Source organism: Streptomyces sp. NBC_01296, assembly GCF_035984415.1.
GTDB lineage: Bacteria > Actinomycetota > Actinomycetes > Streptomycetales > Streptomycetaceae > Streptomyces.
This window is the reverse complement of record NZ_CP130720.1, coordinates 5,444,634-5,469,543: the sequence shown is the minus strand read 5'-3', so window position 1 is coordinate 5,469,543 and position 24,910 is coordinate 5,444,634. Positions and strand designations below refer to the sequence as shown.

Genomic DNA, 24,910 nt, shown 5'->3' with positions numbered 1-24,910 from the left:
CGCCGGGCACCGCGCACCGCGCCCGGCGGTGGAGCCTCAGCGCACGCGGCCGAACAGCGGGGCCAGGGCCAGTTCCGCCGCGCCCTCGGCGACGCCGTCCTCGGACGCGGCGACCTCCGGAACCGGGCCGCCCAGCGTGCGGGCCGCCAGGACGCGGCGGACGCCCTCCGTGAAGACCTCCGGGGCGGAGTCCACCACCCGTCCCCCGAGCCACACCCGGTCCACGTCCAGCAGCGCGACCACGTTCGCAGCGCCCTCGCCCAGGATCCGCGCCGCCTCCGGAAGGTCGCCGCGGGCCACCGCCGCGAGGCAGAGCACCTCCGCGCAACCGCGGCCTCCGCACCGGCAGGGCGGGCCGTCCAGGCTCAGGACCTGGTGTCCGAACTCCCCGGCCGTGGACCGCTCCCCCCGGTAGACCTCTCCGTTGAGCCGGAGCCCGGCCCCCAGGCCGGTGCTCAGGTGCAGGTAGAGCGAGGTTTCGAAGGCCCGGCGGCCGGGGGCGGCGGCGCCCGCGCTGGTGTCCTTGTCCAGCACCACCGGCGGGGCGTCGGGTCCGAGCCGCTCCGCCACCGCCTGGCGCAGCGGGAACCCCTCCCAGTCAGGGTGTCCCGTCACCCGCCCCAGTACGCCCGCCTGCCAGTCCAGCGGCCCCGGCACAGCGACGCCCACGCCCAGCAGGGACCGCGTCCCCGCCTCCCCGCACAGCTCGATCACTGCGCGTGCGACCGCCTCCGCGGTGGCCTGCGGTCCGGCCCCGAAGTCCAGGGGGCCCCGGATCCGGTCGACGACGGTGCCCGCGATGTCCACCTGCACCGCCCGCAGCTCGTCGCGGTCCGCGTGGACGCCGACGGCGTGCCGGGCACCCGAGACCAGCCGGAGCAGCGTCCGCGGCTTGCCCCCGGTGGACGCGCCGCGCCCGGCTTCGGCGACCAGCCCCTCCGCCCGCAGCCGCGCCACGATCTTGCTGACGGCCTGCGGGGTGAGACGTGTGAGGGCCGCGAGGTCGGCGCGGCTGAGGCCTTCGAGATGCGCCTCGCGCAGCAGGCCGAGCACCAGCGCGTCGTTGTGCCCGCGCAGCGCCGGTAGGTTCACGCCGCTTCCGTTGCCCTTGCTCTCCCTGTCCACGTCTCCATTGTCCACCCTCCTTGCACTTAGGCAACACTGTTGCCAAAGTAGGAGGCATGACCGCCACCACCTCCCCCTCCTCCCCCTCCGCCCCGCTCCGCGTCGGCCTCGTCGGCTACGGACTCGCCGGTTCCGTCTTCCACGCGCCGCTCGTCTCCGCCACGGACGGGCTCGTCCTCGACACGGTCGTCACCTCCGACCCCGGCCGGCAGGCCCAGGCGCGCGAGGCGTACCCCGGCGTCCGGATCGTCGGCTCCGCGCAGGAGCTCTGGGACCTCGCCCCCGCCCTCGACCTGATCGTCGTCGCCTCCCCGAACAAGACCCACGTCCCGCTCGCCACCGCCGCACTGGACGCCGGCATCCCGGTCGTCGTGGACAAGCCGCTCGCCGCCACCGCCGCCGAGGCCCGCGAACTGGCCGCCCTCGCCGACAAGACCGGCACATTCCTGTCCGTGTTCCAAAACCGCCGCTGGGACAACGACTTCCTCACCCTGCGCCGCCTCCTGGCCGACGGCGAACTCGGCGAGATCCAGCGCTTCGAGTCCCGGTTCGAGCGGTGGCGCCCGCAGCTCAAGGGCGGCTGGCGCGAATCCGGGGCCCCGGAGGAGATCGGCGGCCTGCTGTACGACCTCGGCAGCCATGTCGTCGACCAGGCACTGGTGCTGTTCGGCCCGGCCGTACGCGTCTACGCGGAGACCGACGTGCGCCGCCCCGGCGCCGAGGCGGACGACGACACCTTCATCGCCGTCACGCATGCGAACGGGGTCCGCTCCCACTTCTACGTCAGCGCCACCACCGCGCAGCTGGGGCCGCGCTTTCGCGTACTGGGTTCCCGCGCGGGCTACGTGAAGTACGGGCTGGACCCGCAGGAGGCGGCCCTGCGCGACGGGCAGCGGCCGGGCGTCGGGGAGAGCCCGTGGGGCGTGGAGCCCGAGCACCTGTGGGGCCGGGTGGGCTCCGGCGAGTCCCCGCTGACCGGCGGCGGGGCCCCCGTGCCGACCGTGCCGGGCGACTACCCCGCGTACTACGCGGCGGTGGCGGCGGCCCTGCGCGAGGGCGGCCCGGCGCCGGTCACCGCGCACGAGGCGGCGCACTGCCTGGCCGTACTCGAGGCCGCGCGGACGTCGTCCCGGGACGGGGTGACCGTCGAGCTGAACCCGGGCACAGGCCCTGCCTTGTCCTGAAAATGGACAGTTTGCGGGTCACGGGCGATCTATCCTGCACAAGTTGAAGATCGTCACGCGTGTGAAGAATGGAATCTGTCTGTGAAGCTGCCCCGGATCGCATCGGTCGTCGCCACCGCCGCGATAGCCCCGGCCGTCCTGCTCGCCTCGCCGGCATTCGCGGCCGACGCCTCGTCGCCGGCCGCGCCGGCTGCGCCGAGCGCGCCGAGCGTGCCGGACCGGGGGGCCGAGGAGCAGGAGCAGGCCGGGAAGCCCGCGGACAAGCCGGCCGAGAGCCCGGCCGAGGACCCCCAGGCCGCGAAGGACCGGGCCGCCGTCCAGGCGATCCTCGCGGACCCGGCGAGCGGGCCGGGCGTACGCGAGGCGGCCGAGAAGGCGCTCAAGGGATCGGCCGCGGACCTGCGGAAGTTCCTCGAGGTGGAGTGGGCCCGGGAGCAGCTCACCGACGACCGGGTACGGGTCTCGCAGATCATCGGCGTCGGCGGCCCGGCCGTGCAGAAGGCCGGCAAGGCCGCTCTGAAGACGGACACCCAGGCCGCGCTGACCGAGTTCCTCACCAAGGGGCAGCACACGGCCCGCTTCGAGGACGACCTGGTCGAGCTGACGCGGATGCTCCATGGGGCGGGCCGCGGGATCACCGAGGCGGTCAACCGGCTGCTGGACGGCGGGACGCCCGAGCAGGTCCGCGAGTTCGTCGCGACGGGGCAGCACAAGATCCGGGCGGTGGACGACCGCGTGGCGCTGCTGACGATGCTCGACGGCGCCGGCCCGGGCCTGAAGGAGGGCATCCTCGCGCTCCTGAAGGGGAATCCGAGCCCGGAGGCGCTGCGCACGTTCGTGACGACCACGCAGCACGAGCTGCGCGACGACGACAACATGGTCCTGATCTGGGCGATGCTCAACAAGGCCGGCCCGGAGCTGAAGAAGGCCGCGATCATCGCGATCAACGGCACGCCCGCGGACCGCGTCGAGTTCCTGAAGACCGGGCAGTTCACGGCGCGCGACAAGGACAAGGCCGCCGACGCGCAAACCGGCAAGCCGGACGCGGGCAAGGACAGCGGCGTCCGGCAGACGGTGGCCACCATCGCGACGTCGGGCGGCAACACCCACGTGACCGCGACGGGCGGGTCCGGCGCGCTCGCGAACACGGGCACCCAGACCGCCCTGATCGCGGGCGGCGGCGCCGCCGCGCTCGGCGCGGGCGCCGGTCTGGTCTTCGCCGGCCGGCGTCGCCGCGGGTCCTCGAAGGGCTGACCGGGCGGCGCCGCGTACGCGCGCATCCGCTTGCGACCGGATGGCGGAGGGGGGCCGCCCAAGGCGGCCCCCCTCGCTCGCTTCGTCGGCTCGCTTCGTCCGCTCGCCCGTTCGCCCGCCCGCTCTCTCGCGGCTACGCGCTCTTGAACTCCTGGCGCTGACGCCCGAGGCCCTCGATCGCCAGCTCCACGACGTCACCGGCCCGCAGGTACGGCTTCGGCTCCGGCTGGCCCATGGCCACGCCCGCCGGGGTGCCGGTGACGATGACATCGCCCGGGTACAGGGTCATGAACCGGCTCAGGTACCGGACGACCTCGCCGACCGGGAAGATCTGGTCGGCGGTGTTGCCGTCCTGCTTGAGCTCGCCGTTGACCCACAGCTTCACGTCCAGGACCTGCGGGTCCTCGACCTCGTCGGCGGTGACCAGCCACGGGCCCAGCGGGGTGAACGTCTCGCAGTTCTTGCCCTTGTCCCAGGTGCCGCCGCGCTCGATCTGGAACTCGCGCTCCGAGACGTCGTTGACCAGCGTGTATCCGCCCACGTGCGCCAGGCCCTCCGCAGCGGAGGACAGGTAGCGGGCGGTGCTGCCGATCACGACGCCGAGCTCGGCCTCCCAGTCGGTCTTCACGCTGCCGCGCGGGATCAGCACGGTGTCGTCCGGGCCGACCACGGTGTCCGCGGCCTTGAGGAACAGGATGGGCTCGGCCGGAGGCTCCGCACCGATCTCGGCCGCGTGCCCGAAGTAGTTCAGCCCGATGCCCACGATCTTGCCGATCCTGCCGACCGGCGCACCGATCCGCAGACCCTCCGCGTCGAGCACGGGGAGCTCCCCGGCCGCCGCCGCGTCCCGTACCCGGGACAGCACGGAGTCGTCGGCGAGCAGGGCGCCGTCCACATCCGTGATCAGGCCGGACAGGTCGCGCAGGGTCCCGTCCTGGTCGAGCAGCGCGGGACGCTCCGCTCCGACCGGTCCGACACGCAGCAGCTTCATGGGCATTCTCCCGTGGTCGTGGGTGGTCGGCCCATGGGCGAGCCCGGGCCTGCCGATGGGTTGCGGCCATCGGAGAATTGGTTGATCCTCCAAGATGGCAACCCAATCCGCAAGACCCTGTTCACAGACTGGAACGCTCGCGCTCTTCGACCGCCTCCTTGCGGTACTGGAGCCAGGCCCGCTCCGCCACGGACCAGGCGGTGGTGGTCACCAGGTACAGCCCGGCGGCCAGCGGCACCACTCCCGCCGTGATCAGCGTCCCGAACGACAGCAGCGGCAGTACGCCGCCCAGCTTGCGCAGCATCGCCTGCTGCTCGGCGCTCACCTCGGCGGCGACCCCGGGCTTGCCCTTCGCGCGGGGGACGGCCACGACGGGTGCCGAAGCTGCCGCCGCAGCGGCCGAGGCGGCAGTCCGCCGTCCCCGTACCGCGCTCCACGCGGCAACCGCCGCGATGGCCGCGAACAGCGCGAGGAAGACCAGCCCCTGCGCCCCGAAGAGGCCGCCGTCCCCGAGGGCATCGCTCCACCGGGCCCCGAGCGGGGCGGCGAACAGCCGGTGGTCCAGCAGCTCGCCGGACGAGGAGAAGGCCCGGTACATGAGGAAGAACACCGGCAGCTGGAGCAGCATGGGCAGGCAGCCGGCCACCGGGGTCGCACCGCGGAACGCGGCACGGTTCAGCGGATGCAGCGCGAGCCGTACGAGCACGGTGAACAGCACGATCGCGGCAGCGGTCGCGGACTCGGCCAGCACCGGCTCCAGGAACCGGCCCAGCTCGACAACAAGAGAGGTGAAAACGGACACGCGGGCCCTCCGAGGGGTCTCGTCAACGTCGAAAAAATGCATTTCGGCGCGACGGCCACGAGGGGCACGACAGCAAACAGAGCAAGAGTGGAGAGCAGGTGCCCCTACGCGGCCGTCAGGACGAGACGACCGGGCGCCCTGGGCCGCGACCGGCCCGAGGCATCGGGATCACGCTGCGGCAGGAACGCGGTGCGCTGCTCGCGATCACGTATCGCTGTACGTATGCGGTGGGGAGGCACAGGCTGTACCAGCCGGGCGGCGAGGGCCGCGGCACCCACGGTGACGGTGGCGGCGAGGGCGACCACGACGGCACCCAGTCCACCCAGCCCGCCCTCCCCGGCGAACAGCCCGAGGAACCCGAGGATCCCGGCGAACAGGAGCAGGGACATCAGCAGCGGCATCAGCAGCCGCCCACGATCATGCCGAGTCATGCAGTGCCCCCCTCCCGAGATCCGTACTCACCGCATACAAGAACGCGGGTCATCTCCGCATGGTTCCCCACACCACGAGCCGATATTTGGAGGTGTACTCGGGCGTGCAGGTGGTGAGCGTGATGTACGCGCCGGGCTCGCCGTACCCGTACTCCGGCCGGACCGTACTGCGCGGCACGGGCGCGATCACGCCGGTGTCCCGCTCGCTGGTCTCCGCCAAGACCTTCCCCACCACGTACGTGTACCGCTGTCCCCGTACGTCGACGATCAGCTCGTCCCCGGCCCGCAGCCGGTTGATGTACCGGAACGGCTCGCCGTGGGTGTTGCGGTGCCCGGCGAGCGCGAAGTTCCCCTCCGCCCCGGGCTGTGCGGTCCCCGGGTAGTGCCCGACGTACCCCTTGTCCAGCACGGCCCGCTTGTCGACCCCCTGCGCGACGGGCACGACGACACCGAGCCGCGGGATGCGCAGCACCCCGTACGCCGACTCCTGGGCCGGCGGCGCCTTCGCGCCGGCGGGCGGGGCCGGCTCGGCGGAGGCGGAGGCGACCGTCGCCCCGGACGCGGAGACAGAAGGCGACGCGGCAGGCACCGGAGCCGTGGAGGGATCGGAACCAGGATCGGAAGGAAGGGCCCACTCCCTCTCCAGGTTCCGGACCTGCTGGTGGGCGGCGGCCAAGGCCTGCCGGTTGGTCCACCACACCTGGTGCACCACCAGCAACAACACCACCACGCCCACGGTGACGGCCAGTTCGGCGACGCCCCACAGCACCCCGGCGAGACCGACCCCCCGCCCCCGCCGTCCACCCCCCTGCACCACCACACGCATGTGATCCCGCACGGGCCGCACCTTAAGTCCTCCCCCTTCAACAGACCAGCGGCAGTACGGTGTGAACCATGCGCCCTGACACGCCTGCCGAGCACATTGCCGAAGCCGAGCGCCTCATCCGCACGGCGACCCGTTACCCCGAGGACCAGGAGCCTTTGCTCCTCCAGGCCGCGGCCCACCTCGAACTGGGTGACGCCCGGGACCGCGCCAGCGCGCTGTACGACCAACTCCTCGCCGCCTCACCCGCCGACCCCCACCTGATCAAGGCGCTCCAGGCCGCGAACCTGTGGGAGTACGGCCACGAGCCCGAGGCCCGCGCCCTCATCCAGGGCATCCGCGCGGCCGCGCCCGCGGACCCGGCCCCCTGGGAGGTCATCGCGGAAGCCCTCGAGGCCCACGACGAGTTGACCACCTCGGAGGAGTGCTTCACCCAGGCGGCCACCCTCCTGATCACGGAGAGCGCACCCTTGACCCCCGCCACGACGGCCCTCCTGACGGGACGCCACCGGGTCCGCCGTCTCCTCGGACTCCCGCACGACGACTGGGACATGGTCGCCGACACCCGCCACATCGGCCCGATCCCGCTGGACGAGCTCCACGACCCGAAGCGCATCTGGGCCCTCGGCTCCGACGACCCGGCCGAGCTCCGCGCCGAGATCGCCCGCCTCCGCGCCGAACTGGGCGACCGCCGCGCCGCCCTCTCCCGCCCGTTCCCGGTGGCCATCCTCCACTGGCCCCAGCGAGAACTGGCCGAGCTCCTCACGTCGTACCCCACCCTGGCGGCGGAATACCCCTCGCACGCTGCGCACCTCGCGCACATCGAGACGTCCCTGCGCGCCCTGGCGGCCTCGGGCACGACGAACCTCGGCATCGTGACGGCGAGCGTCCCCTCGTACGAGGCCTTCGCGGCATCGGAGAAAACCTCCCCGGCCTCCCCGTCCCTCCTCCCGGAGTACGCCACGACCCTGGCAGCCCGCGGCAAAGCCACCTCCTGGCCCCCCACCCCCACATCCCCGTGCTGGTGCACCTCGGGCAAGCCGTACGCGGAGTGCCACGGCACCTGAGTGCGCGCCCTCAGCGACCGGCGGGTGACCGTTCGCCATTTCCCCCTGCCCACGGCCTGGCATGAGCACTACGCTCATGCCAGACACAGATCGACTTCAGGGCAGGAAATGACCGATCGTTGGCAGTTCGAGGTACCGACCAACGGAACCAAGCACCTTCCCCCGGATGCCCGCTACATGAAGGCGCTGAGCAGCCAGGGATACGGATTCGAGGCGGCGATCGCCGACCTGGTCGACAACTCGATCGACGCCGGTGCACGCGACGTGGTGATCCACTTCCTGCGTGATGCCGACCGGCTCGTGAGTCTGCTCGTGATCGACGACGGCAAGGGCATGACCGAGGAGGAACTCGACGTCGCCATGACCGTCGGTGGCCGGCGCGACTACGACGCCAAGGCCCTGGGCATGTTCGGAACCGGTCTGAAATCCGCCTCGCTGAGCCATGCCTCCGCGGTCACCGTCGTGACCAAGACGCGTCGCACCCGAGCGGTGGGACGGCGGTGGCTCATGGAGCGCGCCGTGAGCGGCCACCAGTGCGACATCGTCGACCAGGACTACGCGCAGACTCTGATCGACCGCTATTCCGAGCGGCCGATCGTCTGGCAGGGCACTGTCATCCGCTGGGATGGGGTGAAGAACTTCCCCCAGCACGGCGGAGGCGGACAAACCGACCGATATCTGCATCGCACGATCAATCGGCTGGGGCTGCAGCTGGGGCTTTGCCTCCACCGCTTCCTCGCCCGCGACGACTTCAACATCACGATCGCCGTGGAAGACGTCAACACCGGCCTCGAATACATGAACTTCGGAGTCGACCCGCTGGATCCCTTCGGGTACCCCAAGGCCGGGCACCCGGCATACCCGAAGACGTTCACCGCCTCGATCCCCTCGGTGGGGGAGGTGCCCCTCCACGCGCATGTCTGGCCGGCCAAGTCCACCCTGGACGAGTACAAGGCGGTCGGCTCCGTGCTGGACCGTCAGGGGTTCTACTTCTACCGCCACAACCGCCTGGTCCAGGCGGGCGGCTGGAACAACTTCCGGCAGCCCGACCAGTACCTCTCGCTTGCGCGCGTGGCCGTCGACCTGCCCGACACGGCAGACGATGTCTTCCGGCTCACCGTGAAGAAGGAGGGAGTCGACACCTCTCCGGAATTCGCCGACGCCCTGAACGAGGCGGTCGACACCGAAGGGTGCCGTTTCACCGAATACATCGGCGCCGCCGATGCCGCGTACCGCGAGGCCCGGAGGAGGGCCGGCACGACACGCAAGGCAGTGATCGGACCGGGAAAGGGATTCGACCCCTCGCTGCGCGAGGCCATGGAGGACGAGCTCCCCTTGATGCAGGGCGAGGAGCCCATCTCCGTCCGCTGGCAGAAGCTCGACAACGGGAACTTCTTCGACATCGACCGCGAGGATCGGGTCATCGTGCTCAACCAGCACTACCGTTCCGCGGTGCTGGGTGGGCGACGTGGCGGGCTCAACGACGCCCCGACGGTCAAGTCGCTGATGTTCCTGCTCCTGCACCAGATTTTCGAGAAGGAGTACAGCGGCTCGCGGGAAAAGGACAACCTCCAGCTGTGGCAGTCCATCCTGGTCGCCGCAGCACGCGCCGAGCTGGAGCGTATGGCAGACGATGAGTGACCCGGCATCGTTCCCGCAGCTCGCCTGGTCCACCGTCGAGCACTATCTCGGCGTACGGCAGGAGACCAGCTACCCCCTGTCGCCGCCGAGGTCGGAACGACTGGTCTCCTACGAGATAGGCGACGGCGGCCACGGGATCTCCCTCCACGTCGAGCTGGACCGGAACCAGTCGCCGCCACGGTCTCCCGTGCCGTCGATCACGATCGACCAGGTGGCCCACCGCGGCAGGCGGATGGCCCGCGTCCGCACGACCCAGACCGAGCTCATGCGCGACTTCCACGATCTGCTGATGGCGGTCGCCGATCGAGTCGTCACCGGCGACCGCGATCTCGGGCGGGCACTGGACGAGACCGTCGATGCCTGGGCCGGGCTCCTTCACCGGCCCCGCGGACTCGGAGCCGAACGACGCATCGGCCTGCACGGTGAACTGGCGGTGCTGCGCGCGGTGGCCCGTGTGCGGGGCTGGGAGAGTGCAGTCGACGCCTGGACCGGGCCACGGGGAGAACAGCACGACTTCGGTCTGCCCGATTCGGACGTGGAAGTGAAGACGACCTCGTCCGAGGACCGGCAGCACACCGTGCACGGCATTCGGCAACTCGAGGAATCACCCGGACGCCCGCTGTGGCTGGCTTCCCTGCAAGTGACCCGTGGCGGCGCCGGCGGTCGGACCCTGGGCGAGTCCGTGGCCGCCGTCGTCCGGGACGCCCACGCCGCGAGCCGCATCGCCGGCGCACGTCTCGAAGCCGCGATCAATCGATCCGGTTGGAGCCCGACCGAGCAGGACGACGAACGGTGGACCCTGCGCGGCGACCCGCTTCTCGTCCCCGCCGACAGGGTTCCGCGTCTCACCCACGCCGTGCTGCCGCCGGATGTGCGTGATCACATTCTGTCGGTCGACTACCGCATACGCCTGAATCACCTGTCCCCCGAGCCGGGGGCTCCGGTTGACCTGACCGACTTCCGTCTCCCGTGACGAACCGAGGACCCGCGATGACCGCCCCCGACGAGCTGCGACTCGAACTGCACTGCGCCGTGTTGGCCGACCTGGACGGCAGCCGGCCGAAAAGCCTCGAAAAGGCGCTCGTCTATCAGGTCGACGACATGGCTCCGGAGGCGGAGGCGCATGCCACGGAGACCGACTTCCGAACGGCTCTGTCGTCAGCCCACGCCACCGACCGATTGGTCGAGCTCTGGCGACGCCAACTCACCACGTGGGACTACGCCGAGGCGCCCGCCTGGTCTACGACCTCGCCGCGCACCGACGAACGGCGGTCGGAGGTCTACGGTCTGCTGAGGATCGAGCGCGGCACCTGCACCCTCCTCGACAACCTCATCCCCGTGGTGAAGGCCGCGGGCCCCGTGGTCATCAGCGACACCTTCAAACCCTGGTACACCCCGGAGTCACAGCGGAGCCGTTCTTACTACTGGCCGGCGTATCGCAGGCTGCTCACGGACAAGGGCTGGCCCGCACAGGCCGTCGCCGATCTGGACACCGCCACCGACCGGGTGGTCGAGCGGCTCTCCGATCCGACCGGAGAGGAGGCCTACCAGTCCAAGGGCCTCGTCGTGGGCTACGTGCAGTCGGGCAAGACGGCGAACTTCACCGGCGTGATCGCGAAGGCGTTCGACGCCGGGTATCGCCTCGTGATCGTCCTCGGCGGCACCATCAACACGCTCAGGGCCCAGACACAGCGGCGGCTGGACATGGAGCTCGTGGGCCGGGAGAACATTCTCCGAGGCAGCGCCGAATCGGAGTCGGACTATGCCGACGACCCGGCCTGGCGGGAGGGGCGGTTCCTCGCCTTCGGGGATCTTCCATCGGCCCTCGGTGCGTTCGACATCGTCCGGATGACCACGCGCGACAACGACTACAAGAGCCTGCTCCAGGGCATCACCGCGTTGGAGTTCCACAAACACAAGCCCGGTCGGCCGCTGTACGACCCCGACAACCTCCACGGCTGCGCGGCGCGGCTCATGGTCGTGAAGAAGAACAAGACCGTGCTCGCGAAGCTGGTCAAGGACCTCGGCAAGATCAAGACTCCACTCGATCAGATCCCCGTCCTGATCATCGACGACGAGTCGGACGAGGCGTCCGTCAACACGACCAAGCCGGAGGTGGAGAAGCGGAGCGCCATCAACGAACAGATCGCGAAGCTCCTGAAAATGCTCCCGCGCTCCCAGTACGTGGGCTACACGGCAACCCCGTTCGCCAACGTCTTCGTGGATCCGAGCGACACTGAGGACATCTTCCCCAAGGATTTCATCCTCTCTCTGCCGCGCCCGGCCGGGTACATGGGCGCCCGTGACTTCCACGACCTGGACTCCGCGCTGGAACCGGGCGAGGCCACGTTCGCCAACTCCAACGAGAAGGCGCACGTCCGTGTCATCGGCGCCGGCGCCGATGACGACGACACGTGTCTTCAGGAGGCCATGGACATGTTCGTCCTCACGGCCGCCGTGAAGCTGTACCGGGAACGTGTGGACGGGCTCCAGGACGGCCACTTCGAGCACCACACCATGCTGGTCCACGAGTCCGTGCGCACGAACGACCACAGAGAGCTGCACGACAGGATCCTCGGCCTTTGGGACAATGCCGGGTACACCGGGCCCCGCGGTCACGGCCGCCTCCGCAAGCTGTTCGAGACCGACATCGCGCCGGTGTCCGCCGTACGCGCAGACGGCCATGCCGTGCCCGAGACGTACGAGGAGCTGATGCCCTTCGTCGGTGTCGCGGCCATGCGCATCGGCAGGGACGGCAAACCGGTCATCGTCGTCAACGGTGACAAGGATCTGGAGACCGGCGACGCCGACTTCGACAAGCGGCCGATCTGGAAGATCCTCATCGGCGGTCAACTGCTCGCCCGCGGCTTCACCGTGGAAGGGCTCACCATCTCCTACTTCCGGCGTCGGGCCGGAAACGCGTCGTCGTTGATGCAGATGGGTCGCTGGTTCGGCTTCCGGCGCGGCTACCGTGACCTGGTCCGTCTCTACCTGGGACGCAGCGAGGCCATGGGCGACAAGGAGATCGACCTGTACGCCGCGTTCCACGCGCTGTGCCTGGACGAGGAGTCGTTCCGCGGCGAACTGGAACGCTACGCGGTGCTGGTGGACGGATACCCGCAGATCACACCGGCACAGGTTCCGCCGTTGGTGTCGCAACACCTTCCGTGGCTGAAGCCGACGAGCCCCAACAAAATGTACAACGCGCGCCTGAAGCTGGTGCGATCCGCCGGGCGATGGGAGGAGCCGACGGCCTACCCGCAGAAGAAGGCGTCCCTCGTTCGCAACACCGAACTGTGGGTGCCCGTGCTCGAGTCCCTCGACCGGGACGCGAGCGCATACGCCTACCACTTCGCGGAGGAGAACACGGTCCACCGCTACCGCGCGCTGACCGGAACGCTCGCTGCCGACGGCCTGCTGTCGATCCTCGGCCGCCTGGAATGGGAGCATCCTGATCACTTCTCCCCCCATCTGCGCTACATCGAGGAGATCACGAAGAACGGTCTCGTCGAGGACTGGGTGGTGCTCGCGCCCCAGCACGCAGGTGCCCACGGGAAGGCCCTGAGGCTCGGCTCGGAGGGGCGTCGGTACTCCTGGTTCGAGCGGGACCGCCGACGGGACCGCCACGGCCTCTTCGGCGCGATCAGCGACAAGAAGCACCGCGGGGTGGCGCACCGCATCGCCGGTGCACCGGGCCACTCCGGTGACCCGACAACGGAGTCCCTGGTCGCGGAGCGGAGGGGGGCACTGGTCCTCTATCCGATCGTGGAGCGCCTCCACCGAGATGCGTTCGACGGCGAGCGCATCGATCCGGGCAAGGTCGTGTTGGCCTTCTCGTTCGTGGCACCTGCCGCCGCCCGCGGTGCAAACGGCCAGGTTGTCCAATTCACGACGATCTCCCCGACCGCCGATGCGATCATCGACGTCACGGAGATCGACCACGGTTGATCTCCACGTGGGGGTTCGGCGGAGATCACCGGGGGCGGGATGAACGAGTCGGGAGGGGAACGCTTGCGCTCCCTGGACGTGTGCTCCGGGGCGGGGGGCCTGACACTCGGGCTGGAGCGAGCCGGATTCGATCCGGTGATCGTTCTCGACAACCGGGACGTCGCGTGCGAGACACTGCGGCTGAACCGGCCGCAGTGGGACGTGCACGAGACGGATCTGCTGTCCTTCGATCCGTGCGAGCACACCCAGACGTATGACGTCGACCTGTTGTCTGCCGGGCTCCCCCGGGTCAAGGCGACGGCCTCCGTCAACCGGAGGGACAGTGACGCCGAGACCAGACTGCTCGAGGCGACCATGCTGCTGCTGCACGGCGTACAGCCGCGAGCGGTGCTCCTCGAGAACGTTCCGCACCTGGTGACCAGGCCGGAGTACCAGCCCCTTCGCGATCACATTGCCGAGGAGCTGGACCACCTCGGGTACCGGCACCGGTGGTTCGTGCTCAACGCCGCCGATTTCGGGGTGCCTCAGGTTCGCCTCCAGGGAATCATGGTCGCGTTCAAGGGCGATGCACTGGACGCGTTCCTGGAACCTGCGCCGACCGTGGAGCACCATCGAACGGTCGGAGAGGCGCTTGGCTCCTCGATGCAGGCCCGCGGCTGGCCGGAGGCCGATCGATGGGCCCGACAGGCGAACGAGCCGGCCCGCACCCTCGTCGGAGGGTCGTGGAACCGCGGTGGTGGCGACCTCGGCCCGAAGGGAACGAAGGCGGCATGGGCCCGCATGGGCATCGACGGCGGCACCGTGGCCGACGCCGTGCCGGACGCGTCCTTCGTGTGGGACCCCGCCCTGGGACGAAAGGGCATGCCGGCGCTCACCGTGGAACAGGCGGCCATTTTGCAGTCGTTCCCCGCGGACTGGACGTTCGCCGGACGCAAGACGGCCCGGTATCGCCAAATCGGACACGCGTCACCTCCGCCTGTCGGGCACGCCCTGGGAGCGGCGATCGCCGCGGCACTCCGCGCCTGAGTGTTCGTCCCGAGCTCCGACGAGCCCACGATCACAGCCGTTGGCGGTGACTACACTTGGCCCTCATGACCAGCACGCAGCCCCCCACATCACAATCCGGACAGATCAAGGTGATGGATCTGTTCGCCGGGGCTGGCGGATTTTCTGCCGGTTTTGGAGCGTATGCGCCGGAAGTGGGAGAGAATCCGTTCACCTCCGTCGCGGCCGTCGAGTTCGATGCGGCCGCCGCATCGACCTACGCGGCCAACTTCGGCGGGGCCCACGTCTACCCCGGCGACATCGCGCGGTTCGATCCCACGCCCTTCAAGGGGCAGGTCGACGTGATCATGGGCGGTCCGCCCTGCCAGGGCTTCTCCGGTCTCGGCAAGGAGGATCCCGACGATCCGCGCAACGATCTCTGGCAGGAGTACGTCCGTGTCGTTTCCAAGGTCCACCCCAAGCTGTTCGTCATCGAGAACGTCGACCGGTTCCTGAAATCCGCCCAGTACCGGGATCTGTGTGCCGCGTCGAACACCCCCGGACACCCGTTGCACGACTACACCGTGATCCCGGCCCTGCTGAATGCCGCCGATTACGGTGTTCCGCAGGCCCGCAAGCGGGTCATAGTCATCTGCACGCACAAGGACTTCAAGACGCCGCTCCACCACCCCGAGACGACCCACGACAAGAACGGATACGAGTCCGAGGCCGCCGCCGACGCGCAGGCTGCGCTCTTCCGGCCCGACGGCGACGGATCTCGCAAGCCCCGGTGGGTTTCGGTGAAGGGGATCTTCCAGAGGTCCGAAAAGCTTCAGGTCGAGACCGGTCTCCGCGAACCTCGCGAGGGGGAGGCCCCGCTCTCGCACGGCGTACCGGGCCACTACCTCACGACCGATCTCCATTTCGGACGCAACCCGGTCGAACTCTCCAGGGCCCGGTACGCGGCGATCCCTCCGGGTGGGAATCGAAAGAATCTCCGAGGAATCCACTACCGACTCAACGGAAAGAACGAAATCGTACTCTCCACCGATCCCGGATATCGACGCCTGAAGAGCCAGGAGCACTATCTTTCCACGGAAAGCTGGGACAATCACAATTCCGGTTCGGGCGATGTGATGGGACGTCTTCGAGTGAACTCACCCTCGGTCACCATTCGCACCGAGTTCTACAAGCCGGAGAAGGGGCGCTATTTGCACCCCCGGGAACCCCGTCCCATCACGCACTACGAGGCGGCGCTGATTCAGGGCTTCCCCGAGAGGTTCAAGTGGTTCGGGACGAAGACGGACATCGCGCGGCAGATCGGCAACGCCGTGCCCGTCGGACTCGGCCGGGCACTGGCCGAGTCCATCCACCGATTCCTCGCGGACCAGGACTGATCTTCCGGGTCCCGGCAGTCAGTGTCCGTCGGTCGCCTTCACCAGCGACACTCCTTCGGGAAGGCGCGCCGCCGGGACACTCCGCCGCCTCGACCGGTCGCGCAGCGGCGCCTCGTCGAGGAGCCGCTCGAAAATCGGGATCAGATCGTCGATCGAGCGGCTCAGCACCCGTCCGTCGTCCGGGCCGTCGGGCAGGGTGTCCCAGGGCACCGGTGGAGCGTCCTCCGAGTCGTCGATCCAGTCCCGCAGGGCATCCGTGTCCGGTGCCTCGTCAGGCGCCAACACGTCGTACACCAGGGTGCTCCCCGCCGCATTGACGGCTGCGGAAAGGGCGTTGACCTGATCCCCGGGGCGCGCGGCGCCCTTCGCAAGGCGGCCTTCTATGACCCTCACCATCGCCTGGGCCGTCGGCCTGTGGTCGACCACGTCCATGCGCATCGTGGTCTGGAGGAAGTCCTGAACCCGGCACACGCCCTCCACCGGGCCGTAGTCGGAACCGTTGCGGAACAGCTCCGCCGCCCACCACAGACGCGAGAACGCCTGCGTGTAGTGCGCTCCTCGGAAGCGAGCCGCCGGCACTGTTCCCCGATCTTCTTCCGAGTCTGCACCCCGATGGCGCCAGACCACGTAGTCGGGGGCCACGACCATCGCGAGGAAGTTCCACAGGCGGCTGTCGGCGGCCTCCGCGCGCGTCATGCGCAAAGTCGCGTGCAGGCGCGGGGCCAGCCAGCCGTCGGCCTCTGTTCGCCGCACGTCGAAACGCTCCATGGCCTTGTCGACCAGCTCTCGCACGGGCTCTGCCTGCCACCGTCGGGCGCTTCCGAGCACCTCCGATGCCCGGCGGAGCGCGACCTGCGGAGGTCTCTGTTCCCCGGTCTGCACCACCAGGGACAGGTGCCGGGCAGCCGCCATGTCGGGAAGCAACCCGAGAGTCGGCGGAATATCGTGGTTCCTCCGGCTCACCGGGGCTCTCCTGCCTCGCCTGCGGCGCCCAACGAGCGGACCGCGGTCGTCAGATGCCGGCTGTTTCGGCTGCGCCGACCCGCCGCGAATTGCACGCTTGTCTGAAGCTCCGCCCAGCCGTAGCCCTTCTCCCGGCGCTGCAGAATTTCGTGCAGGGCGTCGGTGGGCTGCTGCCCCGGCAGCACGTCCGGCAGCATGGACCGCAGAACGGCCTCCCGCCAGCCGCTCGGCATGATCGGCGTCCCGTCCTCGTCCGTATCCAGATCGCCCGCCGCGCTGTGGAACATGGCGATCCAGGCGTCCTGGGCAATCATGCTGTGGGTCATGTCCCGGAGTGCGCGCTCAGACGGCATCCCCCCACGGCTGTGGAGGAGCGCCATCAACCCCTCCACGGAACCGGTGTTCAGGTAGATCGTGGGCATGTCACCGGTCGTATCGACGACCCAGGCCGAGTCCTGGTAGGCGCGCAGCCACTCGTGGGCACCCTCACGGAAGTCGGCCTCGACGATCTCGATCTCCTGACGCCGCTCCGGCGCCGACGCCCGAAGATCGACGTACCAGGAGTCCTTGGCGGAGCCGATCAGACGTCCCGGAACGTCGCCGACGGTCGCGACCACGGATACGGCCAGCGTGACCCGGTCGTGGTGCCGCGCCCGGGCCAGTTCGACGGTGCCCTCGACGGTCCCGTCGTCCGTCCGCCTCAGTACGGCGGTCGTCCGGGCATTGGTGGACTTCTCGGACAGGACCGCGAGGAAAACGACATCCGACCAGGGACCCTCGGCCAACTCGCCCTGCGGAAAGTCGACTGCGACCCGGAGCCGGGCCCGTTCCCAGGACTCGCGCCCTGCCCTGTGCAGGGCGACGGTCCTGTCCGACGCGGAGATCATCGTGTAAGGGAGCTCATCGCCGTCGACCCTCACGGACAGGACTCTGACGGTGACGTCGCCGAAGAGCACGGTGTAGGGGAAGGCAACGGTCACGCGACACCTCCACGAGCCTTCTGGACCTCGATGACGAGACGGGCCAAAGCCCCGCGCACAGGGTGTGTGGCCGGGTCGGTGACACCGTGGAACACCGCCCGCCGCACTCCGGCATCGACAGCGAGATTGCCGCGCTCGAGGCGGCAGTTGTCCGTGGCGGCCAAGCTCGCCCAGTCGACCACCGGCCTCCCACCCGAGCGCACGTCGAACTTCGCGACCGGCGTCAGCAGCCAAGGGTCGTCGGCATGGGGAAGCTTCACCGTCACGGCCACGCTCCACGCTCCGGACGGCTCCAGCGTGGCGTTGAGCCGGTCCACGATCGGGAAAGGCGCGGAACGGCGCTGCGTGGGTCCGCTGTAGTCCAGGCGCAGCAGTTCCCGCAAACCCGCCGGGCCCTCCGCACGCGGAGCCGTCTCCCGCTGAACCAGGCCTCGTGCGGCCTTGTCGATCTCGGCCCGAAACTCCTTCAGCCGCGTGAGCGCCCCCCGCACGTACAGCGAGGTGAGCTCTTCGGTTCGATCCCATCGATCGTGTTCCGGCGGTTCCGACGCCCGGAGGAACGCCTCGGCGAGAGCAACGTCCTGTCCGTCCCGCTCGGTCGCGTATCCGGCGAGGAGTACCGCTTGGAAGGGAATGGAGCCCGGAGGCAGCTCACGCGGGCGGTGCTCGGTGATCGTCATGCGGTTGCCCCGCATGCACACGACCCGGCTGTGCTTCTCGTCCCCGTCGGCAGCGGGCGTCAGCAGCAGCACCGCAGCATGCCGGATCCCCTTCTCCCCAACCTGCCCCTTGCGCGGCGACACCACGATCGGGACCTCGACCGCGGCCACCTGTTCCTCGGAGGTGAGAGCGTCGACCGTCTCCTCGTCGAGGTACGCCCGGAGCGCCCGACACAGGGCGGGGTGCCTCGCGAAGGGATCGACCCGCTCCTCGGGAACAACCACTTGGCCGTCCCTCAGGGTCCGCACGGTCGCCTCCAGCAACGGACCGGCGCGCCGGCCGCCGACCATGGCGGCCCAGAACCCGTCCGCCAGGGACCTGACGATTTTGTCGTGGATATCGCGAAGATCCTCGGCATCCCCCGACGCGTCATGGGCGCCGACGATGAGGAACGACGTGCCTGGGGCGGCGCCGCTGCGTTCGAGATGCAGGTCCCGCACGGTGTCTTCGGCGGCCCACCACGAACGGGCCACGTTTCTGTGATCCGGGGCGGTGTCGGGCTCGCCGAACCAGGCGGGCCCGGCATAGGCGGCACCGTCGACCTCGTGCCACGGAAGGTCGAGTCGACCGATCACCCGTCGCTCGGTCCGACCCTCGTGAGCCTCGGACAGAGTGGAGTTGACCAGAACGAGACCGAAACGGCTGGTCGCCCACAGGGTGGCCTTGCCCAGGCCGTACGAGCCGCCCGCCCGACTGCCGGATGTCTTGTGGCTGTCCAGCTGTCGACGGACGACTGCCGCGAAGCGGCCGTCCGCGTACTCCGGGCCGGTGAGGCCGGTCGCGTTGCAGTCGTCCACCCGAAGCAGGAGGAGGGAATCCCCGGTCGCTAGGTCGTCCAGCGCCGCGCGGAGGCTGCGGGACACCTTCTGCGGCGCGCCCGCAGCCTGCTCGTAGTGCGGGAGGAGCTCGTCCCAGTGCAGCGCGTCGAGGAATTTCTTCAGGCGGCTGCCGGTGAGCTCGTGGAGCGTGTACGCGACCCGGACCGGAGCCCCTGTGTCCAGTCGTTCGTCGAGCGAGTTCTGGGTGGCCTCGCGGGTGAGGACCGCCATGTCTGCGTCGAAGGCGAATGCGGCGGCGTTTCCGTACTCGCGGCCGCCGTCGGCATGCGCCCGTCGGTGGTGCCAACGCAGGGGCAAAGTGGTGACGACGTCACTCACGCGAGCCTCCAAGGATGCCGCATCCGTTCCGAATACCTCGGCGAGGAGCCGTTTCGTGTCATCCCTGGGTTCCGAACGGCCGTTCACCCAAGCAGAAACCGCCGCGCGCGTGAGGCCCACACGGTCGGCCAGTTCGTCCTGGGATATGTCCATCCGACTCAACTGACGTGCCAGCCAAGGCCCGAACTCCTCACCGCCCACTCGAACGGATCCCCTCCCCCGTCACCGCCATGCAAGACGATCGGCAATGCGCAGCCTAACAGCGGTATTTGACATTCTCTCTCTGTCAAATAACTTCGCTGCGGCCATTTCTCACAGGGGCACCGAGCGCCTCACGACGTTCCGCAACCGTGGCGATGACCCGCTCCGCCGCCTCGGCCGGGTCGTCGTGCTCCCAGATCCGCACGGAAAGCCAGCCGGCATCGGAAAGGCGGGCGTCCGTGTCGAGGTCCCGGCTCCGGTTGCCTTCGATCTTCTTCCGCCAGAAGTCTGCGTTGTTCCGAGGCCAGGTCGCATGCTCCGGGCAGCCGTGCCAAAAGCAACCGTCGACGAAGACCGCCACACGCGCGGGCCCGAACACGATGTCCGCCTCCCGGCGAACGCCCTTCACGGGGCGCCGGTGAATCCTGTAACGCAGCCCGGAGCCATGCAACAGCTTGCGCAGGGCAACCTCGACCCCGGTGTTGCGGCTCTTCTGGCGGCTCATGCGCCGACGCACCACGGCCGTCGTCTCGAGTGTCTCCACACATCCATTGTCGCCGCCCCGAACCGCTTGATCACCACCCGAGGGGAAAGGCCAGCTGTTGGTGGCCGCGGGCTTGGGCTGTGGGTGGGGTGGGGCGGGTGGTGGCCAGGGTGAGGAGGGTGCGGAGGGCTGCGATGACCTCGGTGGGGGTGTCGCGGATCATCGACGGGGTTGCGCTGATCACCAGGATGCCGTGGGACTCCAGGCACAGGCGGCGCAGGAGGGTGGCGTGCCAGGCGTCGCGGGTGTAGTGGTACTCCGCCGAGTCGATCTCCAGGGCTACGCCCTCGTCGGGCCAGTACGCGTCCGGGCTGGCCAGGAAGGTGCCGTCCGGGGTGTACAGGCGGGCGTTCCACAGCGGGGTCGGGAGGTCCGTAGCCGTGAGGGTGTCCCGGGCCAGGGCCTCGGCGATCGAGCGGACCCCGGCGACGAGTTCCGACGCGGCGGCGCGGATCGCCGGGCGGGTGAGGAGGCGGGCCGCGCGGAGCTCGGCGTGCAGGTCCTGCGGGTGGCACCAGCCGGCCTGGACGACATGGGCCAGGGTCGAGCGGATGCGCGCCGGATCCCCGGCCCGGGAGGCGAAGTCGGCCGCCGCCCGCACCGGGCGGGTGCTCGGGACGCCGGACACCGCGATGGTGCGCGGCCAGCGCGCGGTGGCCAGCGGGCGGACCTCCGGGATGCCGGTGAGCCGGCGCGGGGCGCGGACCAGGACGTCGGCCGGTGTGTGCGGGACGTCGCGGATGCCGAGGAGGGCCAGGGCGGCGGCGCCGGTGAGGACGGCCGTCTCGCCGGACAGCGGGTCCGCGGCGGGCTCGGCGGCGTACAGGACGGCGGCGAGGGCGCGTTGGCGGTGGTCCGGGGGCCCGGTCTGGAGCAAGTAGACCCGCGGCAGTAAGCGTTGCCAGGGCCCGCCCGGGCGGGTGCGGGAGGTGATCGTGCCGTCCGGGATCCCGGACGCGGCGAGCTGGTGGCGGGTGGCCAGGTTGAGTTGCCTGCGCAGCAGCGGCTTCGGTGTGATCATGCCGCGGGTATGCCCGGCGTGAGCCGCCGACACCCCCGGGCCGGCCTTCCGGTCACGCCCGGTCACGCCGGATCAGCCCTGGTCGTTCGGTGCTCGTATCGGCGCGCTTCGACGACGGCACAACGGCGCGAGGTGTGTCGCGTCGGGCCGAAGACACCTCCCTAGCGGCCCGGGTGGTCCGGGGACAGGAAGACGATCACCCCTGTCTGCGTGCCCGGCCGGGCCGTGACCTCGTGCCAGCCCAGGCGCCGGTACGTGGCCACCGTGTCGGTCGCCAGGCGGGAGGTCAGCAGCCAGGCCCGCCGGTCCGGGGCGTCGGCGGTGATCTCGGTGAGCAGGGCCCGGCCCGTGCCGTGGCCGCGCGCGTAGGGGCGTACGGCGAGCTCGCCTATCTCCAGCGCACCCGTCAGGAGTTCCCGCACCCGCTCCGGGCCCAGCTGCGCCGCGACCTGGGTGTACCCGCGGGCCTTGGGGAAGGACGCCGGGGTGAGCCAGCCCGTGGCGAAGCCGTCGATGCCGGCCGTCGACTGGGCGAGAGCCGTACGGAAACCGCGGCGCCGGGCGTCGGCCTGGAGGCGGACCGCGAACTGGCGAATGGTTTCTTCGTCCTCGTTCCACGGCGGAGCGGAGAAGACGTCGGCATAGGCGTCGACCAGTTCGTCCGCGAGGTCGAGGACGGCCTGTCCGTAGCAGATCACGATGTCCGAGCTCCTCTTTTTCCCGTTTGGGATGGGAGAGTCAATCTATGCCGGACCGGTTCCTGGAGCACGTATCGCACGGATCCGGCGAGTGTGCGACAAATCCCCTCCCCGCACTCCGTGTCGGGGGGACCCGCGGCGCGTTGAGCAACCCGTGTACGGACTCGACAGACTGCTTCGGGCCACCGGCCGGTGCGTGCTCGCCTTCCTTCTCGTCCTGGGCGTGGTGGCACTGCTGCCGCGCGCCGTCAAGGACGCCGTGCCGGACGGTGTGATCGGCGGGGCCGTGCTCGTGCTGGGGGCGCTGGGGGCCCGCCGGGTGGTCAAGCCCCCGCGTTAGCCTCGTAGCACTCGCAGGAGCAGTACAAGTGAGATCCGTCAGATCAGACGACTTGAGGAGTGGGCAAGTGGGCATGGCGCGCGTACCGAGTTCCGCAGTGGCGGCCGCCGGACTGGTCGGCGGGTACGCCGTCGCCCGGTGGACCAAGAAGCGTCCGCTGGGCGGTGTCGTGCTCGGCGCCGCCGGGCTCGCCGCCGGGCGGGAATGGCACCGGCGCGGCGGCACCCCCGCGGCGGCCGGGCTCGGCGCGCTGTACCTCGCCGGCTTCGCGGGCGCGCACCCGCTGGCCAAGAAGGTCGGGGCCTGGCCGGCCGTCCTCGGGGCCGCGGCCGTCGTGGCGACCGCGTCCTGGGCCGTCGCCGACCGCGGCTGAGGCAGCCGGGCCGGGTGGGCGGCGGCTGCCCGGCTACGCGCCGAACGCCTGCGACACCGCGTAGATCAGCAGTCCGGCCAGGGCGCCGACCACCGTGCCGTTGATGCGGATGAACTGCAGGTCCCGGCCGATGTGGGCCTCGATCTTCCGCGATGTGTGCTCGGCGTCCCACCCGGCCACCGTGTCCGTGATCAGCGAGGTGATCTCGGCCCGGTAGTTCGTCACCACGTACACCACCGCGCCCTCGATCCAGCCCTCCACCTTGTCCTGGAGCCGGCCGTCCGTCGCCAGCCGCGCCCCCAGCGACAGCAGCGAGGAGCGGACCCGCAGCCGCAGCTCGCTCTGCTCGTCCTCCGCCGCCGAGATGATCATCGACCGGATCGCGGTCCAGGCGGAGGCGATCACGTCCTGGACCTCCTCGCGCTGCAGGATCTCGGACTTCAGGCGCTCCACCCGGGCCCGGGTGTCCCTGTCCGACTGGAGGTCGGCCGCGAAGTCCGTCAGGAACCGGTCCACCGCCCCGCGCGCCGGGTGCTCCGGCATGTCCCGCATCTCGGTCAGGAAGCGGAGCAGTTCCTTGTACACGCGCTCGCCGACCTTGCGGTCCACGAACCGCGGGGTCCAGCCGGGCGCGCCGCCCTGGACCGCGCCCATCACCGACTCCCCGTGCGTCACCAGCCAGTCGTGGGCCTTGACGCAGACGAGGTCGACGACGCGGCGGTGCCCGCCGTCCGCGACGACCTTCTCCAGCGTCTTGCCGATCCCCGGCGCGATCTCGGCGGTCTCGGCCCGCCGGGTGATGGCCTCGCCCACGACGGCCTGCACATCGGAATCGCGCAGTACGGTCAGGGCTCCGCGCAGCGCGGTGGCCAGCTCGGCCGTGACCCGGTCCGCGTGCGCGGGCTCGGCCAGCCAGGCTCCGAGCCGGCTGCCGATCCGGAGGGCGTGCAGGCGGGCGCGGACCACGTCCGGGGAGAGGAAGTTCTCGCCGACGAACTCTCCGAGGGAGACGCCGAGCTGGTCCTTCTTGGTCGGGATGATCGCGGTGTGCGGGATGGGCAGGCCGAGCGGGCGCCGGAACAGCGCGGTGACGGCGAACCAGTCCGCGAGCGCGCCGACCATGCCGGCCTCGGCGGCGGCCCGGACGTAGCCGGCCCAGCCGCCGGCTCCGGAGTGCTCTGCCCAGGTGGTCAGTACGTAGACCAGCGCGACCAGGATCAGCAGACCGGTGGCGGTGGTCTTCATCCGGCGGACGCCGCGCCGGCGCTCCTCGTCGGCCTCGCTGAACACGAAGCCGCCGGTTCCAGTGCCAGTGCCTACGGCGTTGGTGCGGTTGTCCATGTGCTCCTCCCTTCCCCCGGGCGCCGGTGTCTGCATAGCATCCGACTCCCCGGAGGTCCGAGGAGTTCCCGGCACGCCGATTTCACCGCCCGCGAGGGGCCGGGCGGCCCGTACGGCCCGACCGGGCTCGGCGACACACGCCCCCGCCCCGATCCCCGCTACAGCTCCTTGCGGAGGTTCGGGCCGCCGGGCAGGGGTTTGGGGCGCTTGGGGGATTTGGTTTTGATCTCGACGCCGCCCCAGAAGGCGAAGCCCGTCACGACCACCCGCGGGGCACCCGGGGCGACCGGGCCCGGGGTGTCGCGCTGATCGAAGGCGCCCATGAAGCCGAAGCCCCGGACGTCGACGTCCACGCCCGGCGGGACGGTGATCTGGATCCCGCCCATGATCGCGACGCAGTTGATGACCACCTCCCGCTGCGCGAAGTTCGCCTCGCGCAGGTCGAGCTCGCCGCCGCCCCAGAACGCCACCGCGTCCAGGCGGGCGGGCACCGTCCAGTTGCCCTTGCGCTGGAACGACGACATGACCGCGACGGCCGGCGACGATCCCGCCGGCAGACCGGCGCCCCCGATCCTGGACGTCCACGAGCCGTCCCCCGAAGCAGGCACCGGGGCCGGGCCCGACGCAGCAATCGCCATCGAGGGTGCGCCCGGTGCCGGCAAGTCGCTGGTCAGCGGTTCCAGTTCGGCGTACGTCTTCGACTTGTACGCAGCCTCCAGCCGCTCCTCGAACTCCTCCATGTCGATCCGGCCCTCGGCGACGGCGTCCCGCAGACGCTCCACCACCCGGTCACGGTCGGCGTCCGACGCCCTCAGCTCCGGCAACGGCTTCTCCGGCCGCTCGTCAGTCATGGGGAACAGCCTATGCAGCCACGCAAGGGAGTTGTATGGCCCCAGCCCTGGCTCCGACCCCCGCTCGCCCCTGA

23 protein-coding genes are annotated in these 24,910 nt (G+C 70.3%); 10 read left to right on the top strand and 13 right to left on the bottom strand.

The features are described from left to right. Positions 1–36 precede the first annotated feature (36 nt). Entirely contained in the window at positions 37–1,125 is a 1,089-nt protein-coding gene (locus tag OG299_RS24850) for an ROK family transcriptional regulator (protein ID WP_266628984.1), read from the bottom strand. 56 nt (positions 1,126–1,181) lie between these two features. Here OG299_RS24850 and OG299_RS24845 point away from each other — a divergent pair, with 56 nt between their 5' ends. After that, the gene (locus OG299_RS24845) at positions 1,182–2,309 is read left to right on the top strand and encodes a Gfo/Idh/MocA family oxidoreductase (protein WP_327362665.1); all 1,128 of its coding nucleotides are present in this window, start codon (positions 1,182–1,184) and stop codon (positions 2,307–2,309) included. Positions 2,310–2,390: 81 nt separating this feature from the next. Continuing rightward, positions 2,391–3,563: an ALF repeat-containing protein gene (locus OG299_RS24840; RefSeq protein ID WP_327362663.1), complete on the top strand. Its 1,173-nt coding sequence runs from the start codon at positions 2,391–2,393 to the stop codon at positions 3,561–3,563. A 133-nt stretch (positions 3,564–3,696) separates the two neighbouring features. Here the strand turns inward: OG299_RS24840 and OG299_RS24835 are convergent, their stop codons facing one another. From OG299_RS24835 to OG299_RS24820, 4 genes are all read right to left on the bottom strand, one after another. Further along, on the bottom strand, positions 3,697–4,554 hold the full coding sequence (locus OG299_RS24835; RefSeq protein WP_327362661.1) for a fumarylacetoacetate hydrolase family protein: 858 nt from the start codon (positions 4,552–4,554) through the stop codon (positions 3,697–3,699). A gap of 121 nt (positions 4,555–4,675) precedes the next feature. Beyond that, positions 4,676–5,356, bottom strand: a complete 681-nt coding sequence (locus tag OG299_RS24830) for a YidC/Oxa1 family membrane protein insertase (RefSeq protein WP_327362660.1) — start codon at positions 5,354–5,356, stop codon at positions 4,676–4,678. A 104-nt stretch (positions 5,357–5,460) separates the two neighbouring features. After that, entirely contained in the window at positions 5,461–5,787 is a 327-nt protein-coding gene (locus OG299_RS24825; RefSeq protein ID WP_266994679.1) for a DUF6412 domain-containing protein, read from the bottom strand. 49 nt (positions 5,788–5,836) lie between these two features. Then, positions 5,837–6,613, bottom strand: coding sequence for a class E sortase (locus OG299_RS24820; RefSeq protein WP_327364592.1), 777 nt, complete (start codon positions 6,611–6,613; stop codon positions 5,837–5,839). A 68-nt stretch (positions 6,614–6,681) separates the two neighbouring features. Here OG299_RS24820 and OG299_RS24815 point away from each other — a divergent pair, with 68 nt between their 5' ends. The 6 genes from OG299_RS24815 (at position 6,682) to OG299_RS24790 (ending at position 15,647) form a co-directional block, all read left to right on the top strand. Further along, positions 6,682–7,677 (top strand): SEC-C domain-containing protein, encoded by a 996-nt coding sequence (locus OG299_RS24815; protein WP_327362659.1) that lies wholly within the window; start codon positions 6,682–6,684, stop codon positions 7,675–7,677. Positions 7,678–7,785: 108 nt separating this feature from the next. Further along, a complete protein-coding gene (locus OG299_RS24810) occupies positions 7,786–9,318 on the top strand; it encodes an ATP-binding protein (RefSeq protein WP_327364591.1) in 1,533 nt (510 codons plus the stop codon). Then, a complete protein-coding gene (locus tag OG299_RS24805) occupies positions 9,311–10,291 on the top strand; it encodes a PD-(D/E)XK motif protein (RefSeq protein WP_327362658.1) in 981 nt (326 codons plus the stop codon). Before OG299_RS24810 ends, OG299_RS24805 begins: the two co-directional genes overlap by 8 nt. A 17-nt stretch (positions 10,292–10,308) precedes the next feature. Further along, a complete protein-coding gene (locus OG299_RS24800; protein WP_327362657.1) occupies positions 10,309–13,266 on the top strand; it encodes a Z1 domain-containing protein in 2,958 nt (985 codons plus the stop codon). Between the two features lie 39 nt (positions 13,267–13,305). Next, the gene (locus OG299_RS24795) at positions 13,306–14,292 is read left to right on the top strand and encodes a DNA cytosine methyltransferase (protein ID WP_327362656.1); all 987 of its coding nucleotides are present in this window, start codon (positions 13,306–13,308) and stop codon (positions 14,290–14,292) included. A 65-nt stretch (positions 14,293–14,357) separates the two neighbouring features. Further along, positions 14,358–15,647, top strand: a complete 1,290-nt coding sequence (locus OG299_RS24790; RefSeq protein ID WP_327362655.1) for a DNA cytosine methyltransferase — start codon at positions 14,358–14,360, stop codon at positions 15,645–15,647. Positions 15,648–15,665: 18 nt separating this feature from the next. Here OG299_RS24790 and OG299_RS24785 read toward each other — a convergent pair whose 3' ends face one another. The 6 genes from OG299_RS24785 to OG299_RS24760 form a co-directional block, all read right to left on the bottom strand. Further along, positions 15,666–16,439, bottom strand: a complete 774-nt coding sequence (locus tag OG299_RS24785; protein WP_327362654.1) for a DUF6339 family protein — start codon at positions 16,437–16,439, stop codon at positions 15,666–15,668. Positions 16,440–16,606: 167 nt separating this feature from the next. Continuing rightward, positions 16,607–17,590 (bottom strand): hypothetical protein, encoded by a 984-nt coding sequence (locus tag OG299_RS24780; protein WP_327362653.1) that lies wholly within the window; start codon positions 17,588–17,590, stop codon positions 16,607–16,609. Next, positions 17,587–19,620: a helix-turn-helix transcriptional regulator gene (locus OG299_RS24775; RefSeq protein ID WP_327362652.1), complete on the bottom strand. Its 2,034-nt coding sequence runs from the start codon at positions 19,618–19,620 to the stop codon at positions 17,587–17,589. Before OG299_RS24775 ends, OG299_RS24780 begins: the two co-directional genes overlap by 4 nt. A 133-nt stretch (positions 19,621–19,753) precedes the next feature. Next, positions 19,754–20,212, bottom strand: coding sequence for a very short patch repair endonuclease (locus tag OG299_RS24770; protein ID WP_327362651.1), 459 nt, complete (start codon positions 20,210–20,212; stop codon positions 19,754–19,756). A gap of 31 nt (positions 20,213–20,243) precedes the next feature. Further along, positions 20,244–21,233, bottom strand: a complete 990-nt coding sequence (locus OG299_RS24765) for a hypothetical protein (RefSeq protein ID WP_327362650.1) — start codon at positions 21,231–21,233, stop codon at positions 20,244–20,246. A gap of 161 nt (positions 21,234–21,394) precedes the next feature. Beyond that, positions 21,395–21,931: a GNAT family N-acetyltransferase gene (locus OG299_RS24760; RefSeq protein ID WP_266628964.1), complete on the bottom strand. Its 537-nt coding sequence runs from the start codon at positions 21,929–21,931 to the stop codon at positions 21,395–21,397. A 154-nt stretch (positions 21,932–22,085) separates the two neighbouring features. Between OG299_RS24760 and OG299_RS24755 the strand changes: the two genes are divergently transcribed. Next, complete coding sequence (locus OG299_RS24755) at positions 22,086–22,271, top strand: hypothetical protein (protein WP_266628962.1); 186 nt, start codon at positions 22,086–22,088, stop codon at positions 22,269–22,271. 73 nt (positions 22,272–22,344) lie between these two features. Beyond that, entirely contained in the window at positions 22,345–22,644 is a 300-nt protein-coding gene (locus OG299_RS24750; protein WP_266628960.1) for a hypothetical protein, read from the top strand. A gap of 33 nt (positions 22,645–22,677) precedes the next feature. On the opposite strand, the gene OG299_RS24745 is transcribed toward OG299_RS24750, so the two are convergent. Together OG299_RS24745 and OG299_RS24740 are read right to left on the bottom strand one after the other, a co-directional pair. Continuing rightward, positions 22,678–23,985, bottom strand: coding sequence for a DUF445 domain-containing protein (locus tag OG299_RS24745; RefSeq protein WP_327362649.1), 1,308 nt, complete (start codon positions 23,983–23,985; stop codon positions 22,678–22,680). Between the two features lie 158 nt (positions 23,986–24,143). Further along, entirely contained in the window at positions 24,144–24,836 is a 693-nt protein-coding gene (locus OG299_RS24740; RefSeq protein WP_327362648.1) for a DUF1707 SHOCT-like domain-containing protein, read from the bottom strand. Between the last annotated feature and the right edge of the window lie 74 nt (positions 24,837–24,910).

Excerpts from the sequence above, each read along its gene's own strand:
- OG299_RS24845 (WP_327362665.1), top strand. The coding sequence starts at position 1,182 with ATGACCGCCACCACCTCCCCCTCCTCCCCCTCCGCCCCGCTCCGCGTC.
- OG299_RS24835 (WP_327362661.1), bottom strand. The coding sequence starts at position 4,554 with ATGAAGCTGCTGCGTGTCGGACCGGTCGGAGCGGAGCGTCCCGCGCTG.
- OG299_RS24825 (WP_266994679.1), bottom strand. The coding sequence starts at position 5,787 with ATGACTCGGCATGATCGTGGGCGGCTGCTGATGCCGCTGCTGATGTCC.
- OG299_RS24820 (WP_327364592.1), bottom strand. The coding sequence starts at position 6,613 with ATGCGTGTGGTGGTGCAGGGGGGTGGACGGCGGGGGCGGGGGGTCGGT.
- OG299_RS24815 (WP_327362659.1), top strand. The coding sequence starts at position 6,682 with ATGCGCCCTGACACGCCTGCCGAGCACATTGCCGAAGCCGAGCGCCTC.
- OG299_RS24810 (WP_327364591.1), top strand. The coding sequence starts at position 7,786 with ATGACCGATCGTTGGCAGTTCGAGGTACCGACCAACGGAACCAAGCAC.
- OG299_RS24805 (WP_327362658.1), top strand. The coding sequence starts at position 9,311 with ATGAGTGACCCGGCATCGTTCCCGCAGCTCGCCTGGTCCACCGTCGAG.
- OG299_RS24800 (WP_327362657.1), top strand. The coding sequence starts at position 10,309 with ATGACCGCCCCCGACGAGCTGCGACTCGAACTGCACTGCGCCGTGTTG.
- OG299_RS24795 (WP_327362656.1), top strand. The coding sequence starts at position 13,306 with ATGAACGAGTCGGGAGGGGAACGCTTGCGCTCCCTGGACGTGTGCTCC.
- OG299_RS24790 (WP_327362655.1), top strand. The coding sequence starts at position 14,358 with ATGACCAGCACGCAGCCCCCCACATCACAATCCGGACAGATCAAGGTG.
- OG299_RS24775 (WP_327362652.1), bottom strand. The coding sequence starts at position 19,620 with ATGGACATATCCCAGGACGAACTGGCCGACCGTGTGGGCCTCACGCGC.
- OG299_RS24765 (WP_327362650.1), bottom strand. The coding sequence starts at position 21,233 with ATGATCACACCGAAGCCGCTGCTGCGCAGGCAACTCAACCTGGCCACC.
- OG299_RS24750 (WP_266628960.1), top strand. The coding sequence starts at position 22,345 with ATGGCGCGCGTACCGAGTTCCGCAGTGGCGGCCGCCGGACTGGTCGGC.
- OG299_RS24745 (WP_327362649.1), bottom strand. The coding sequence starts at position 23,985 with ATGGACAACCGCACCAACGCCGTAGGCACTGGCACTGGAACCGGCGGC.
- OG299_RS24740 (WP_327362648.1), bottom strand. The coding sequence starts at position 24,836 with ATGACTGACGAGCGGCCGGAGAAGCCGTTGCCGGAGCTGAGGGCGTCG.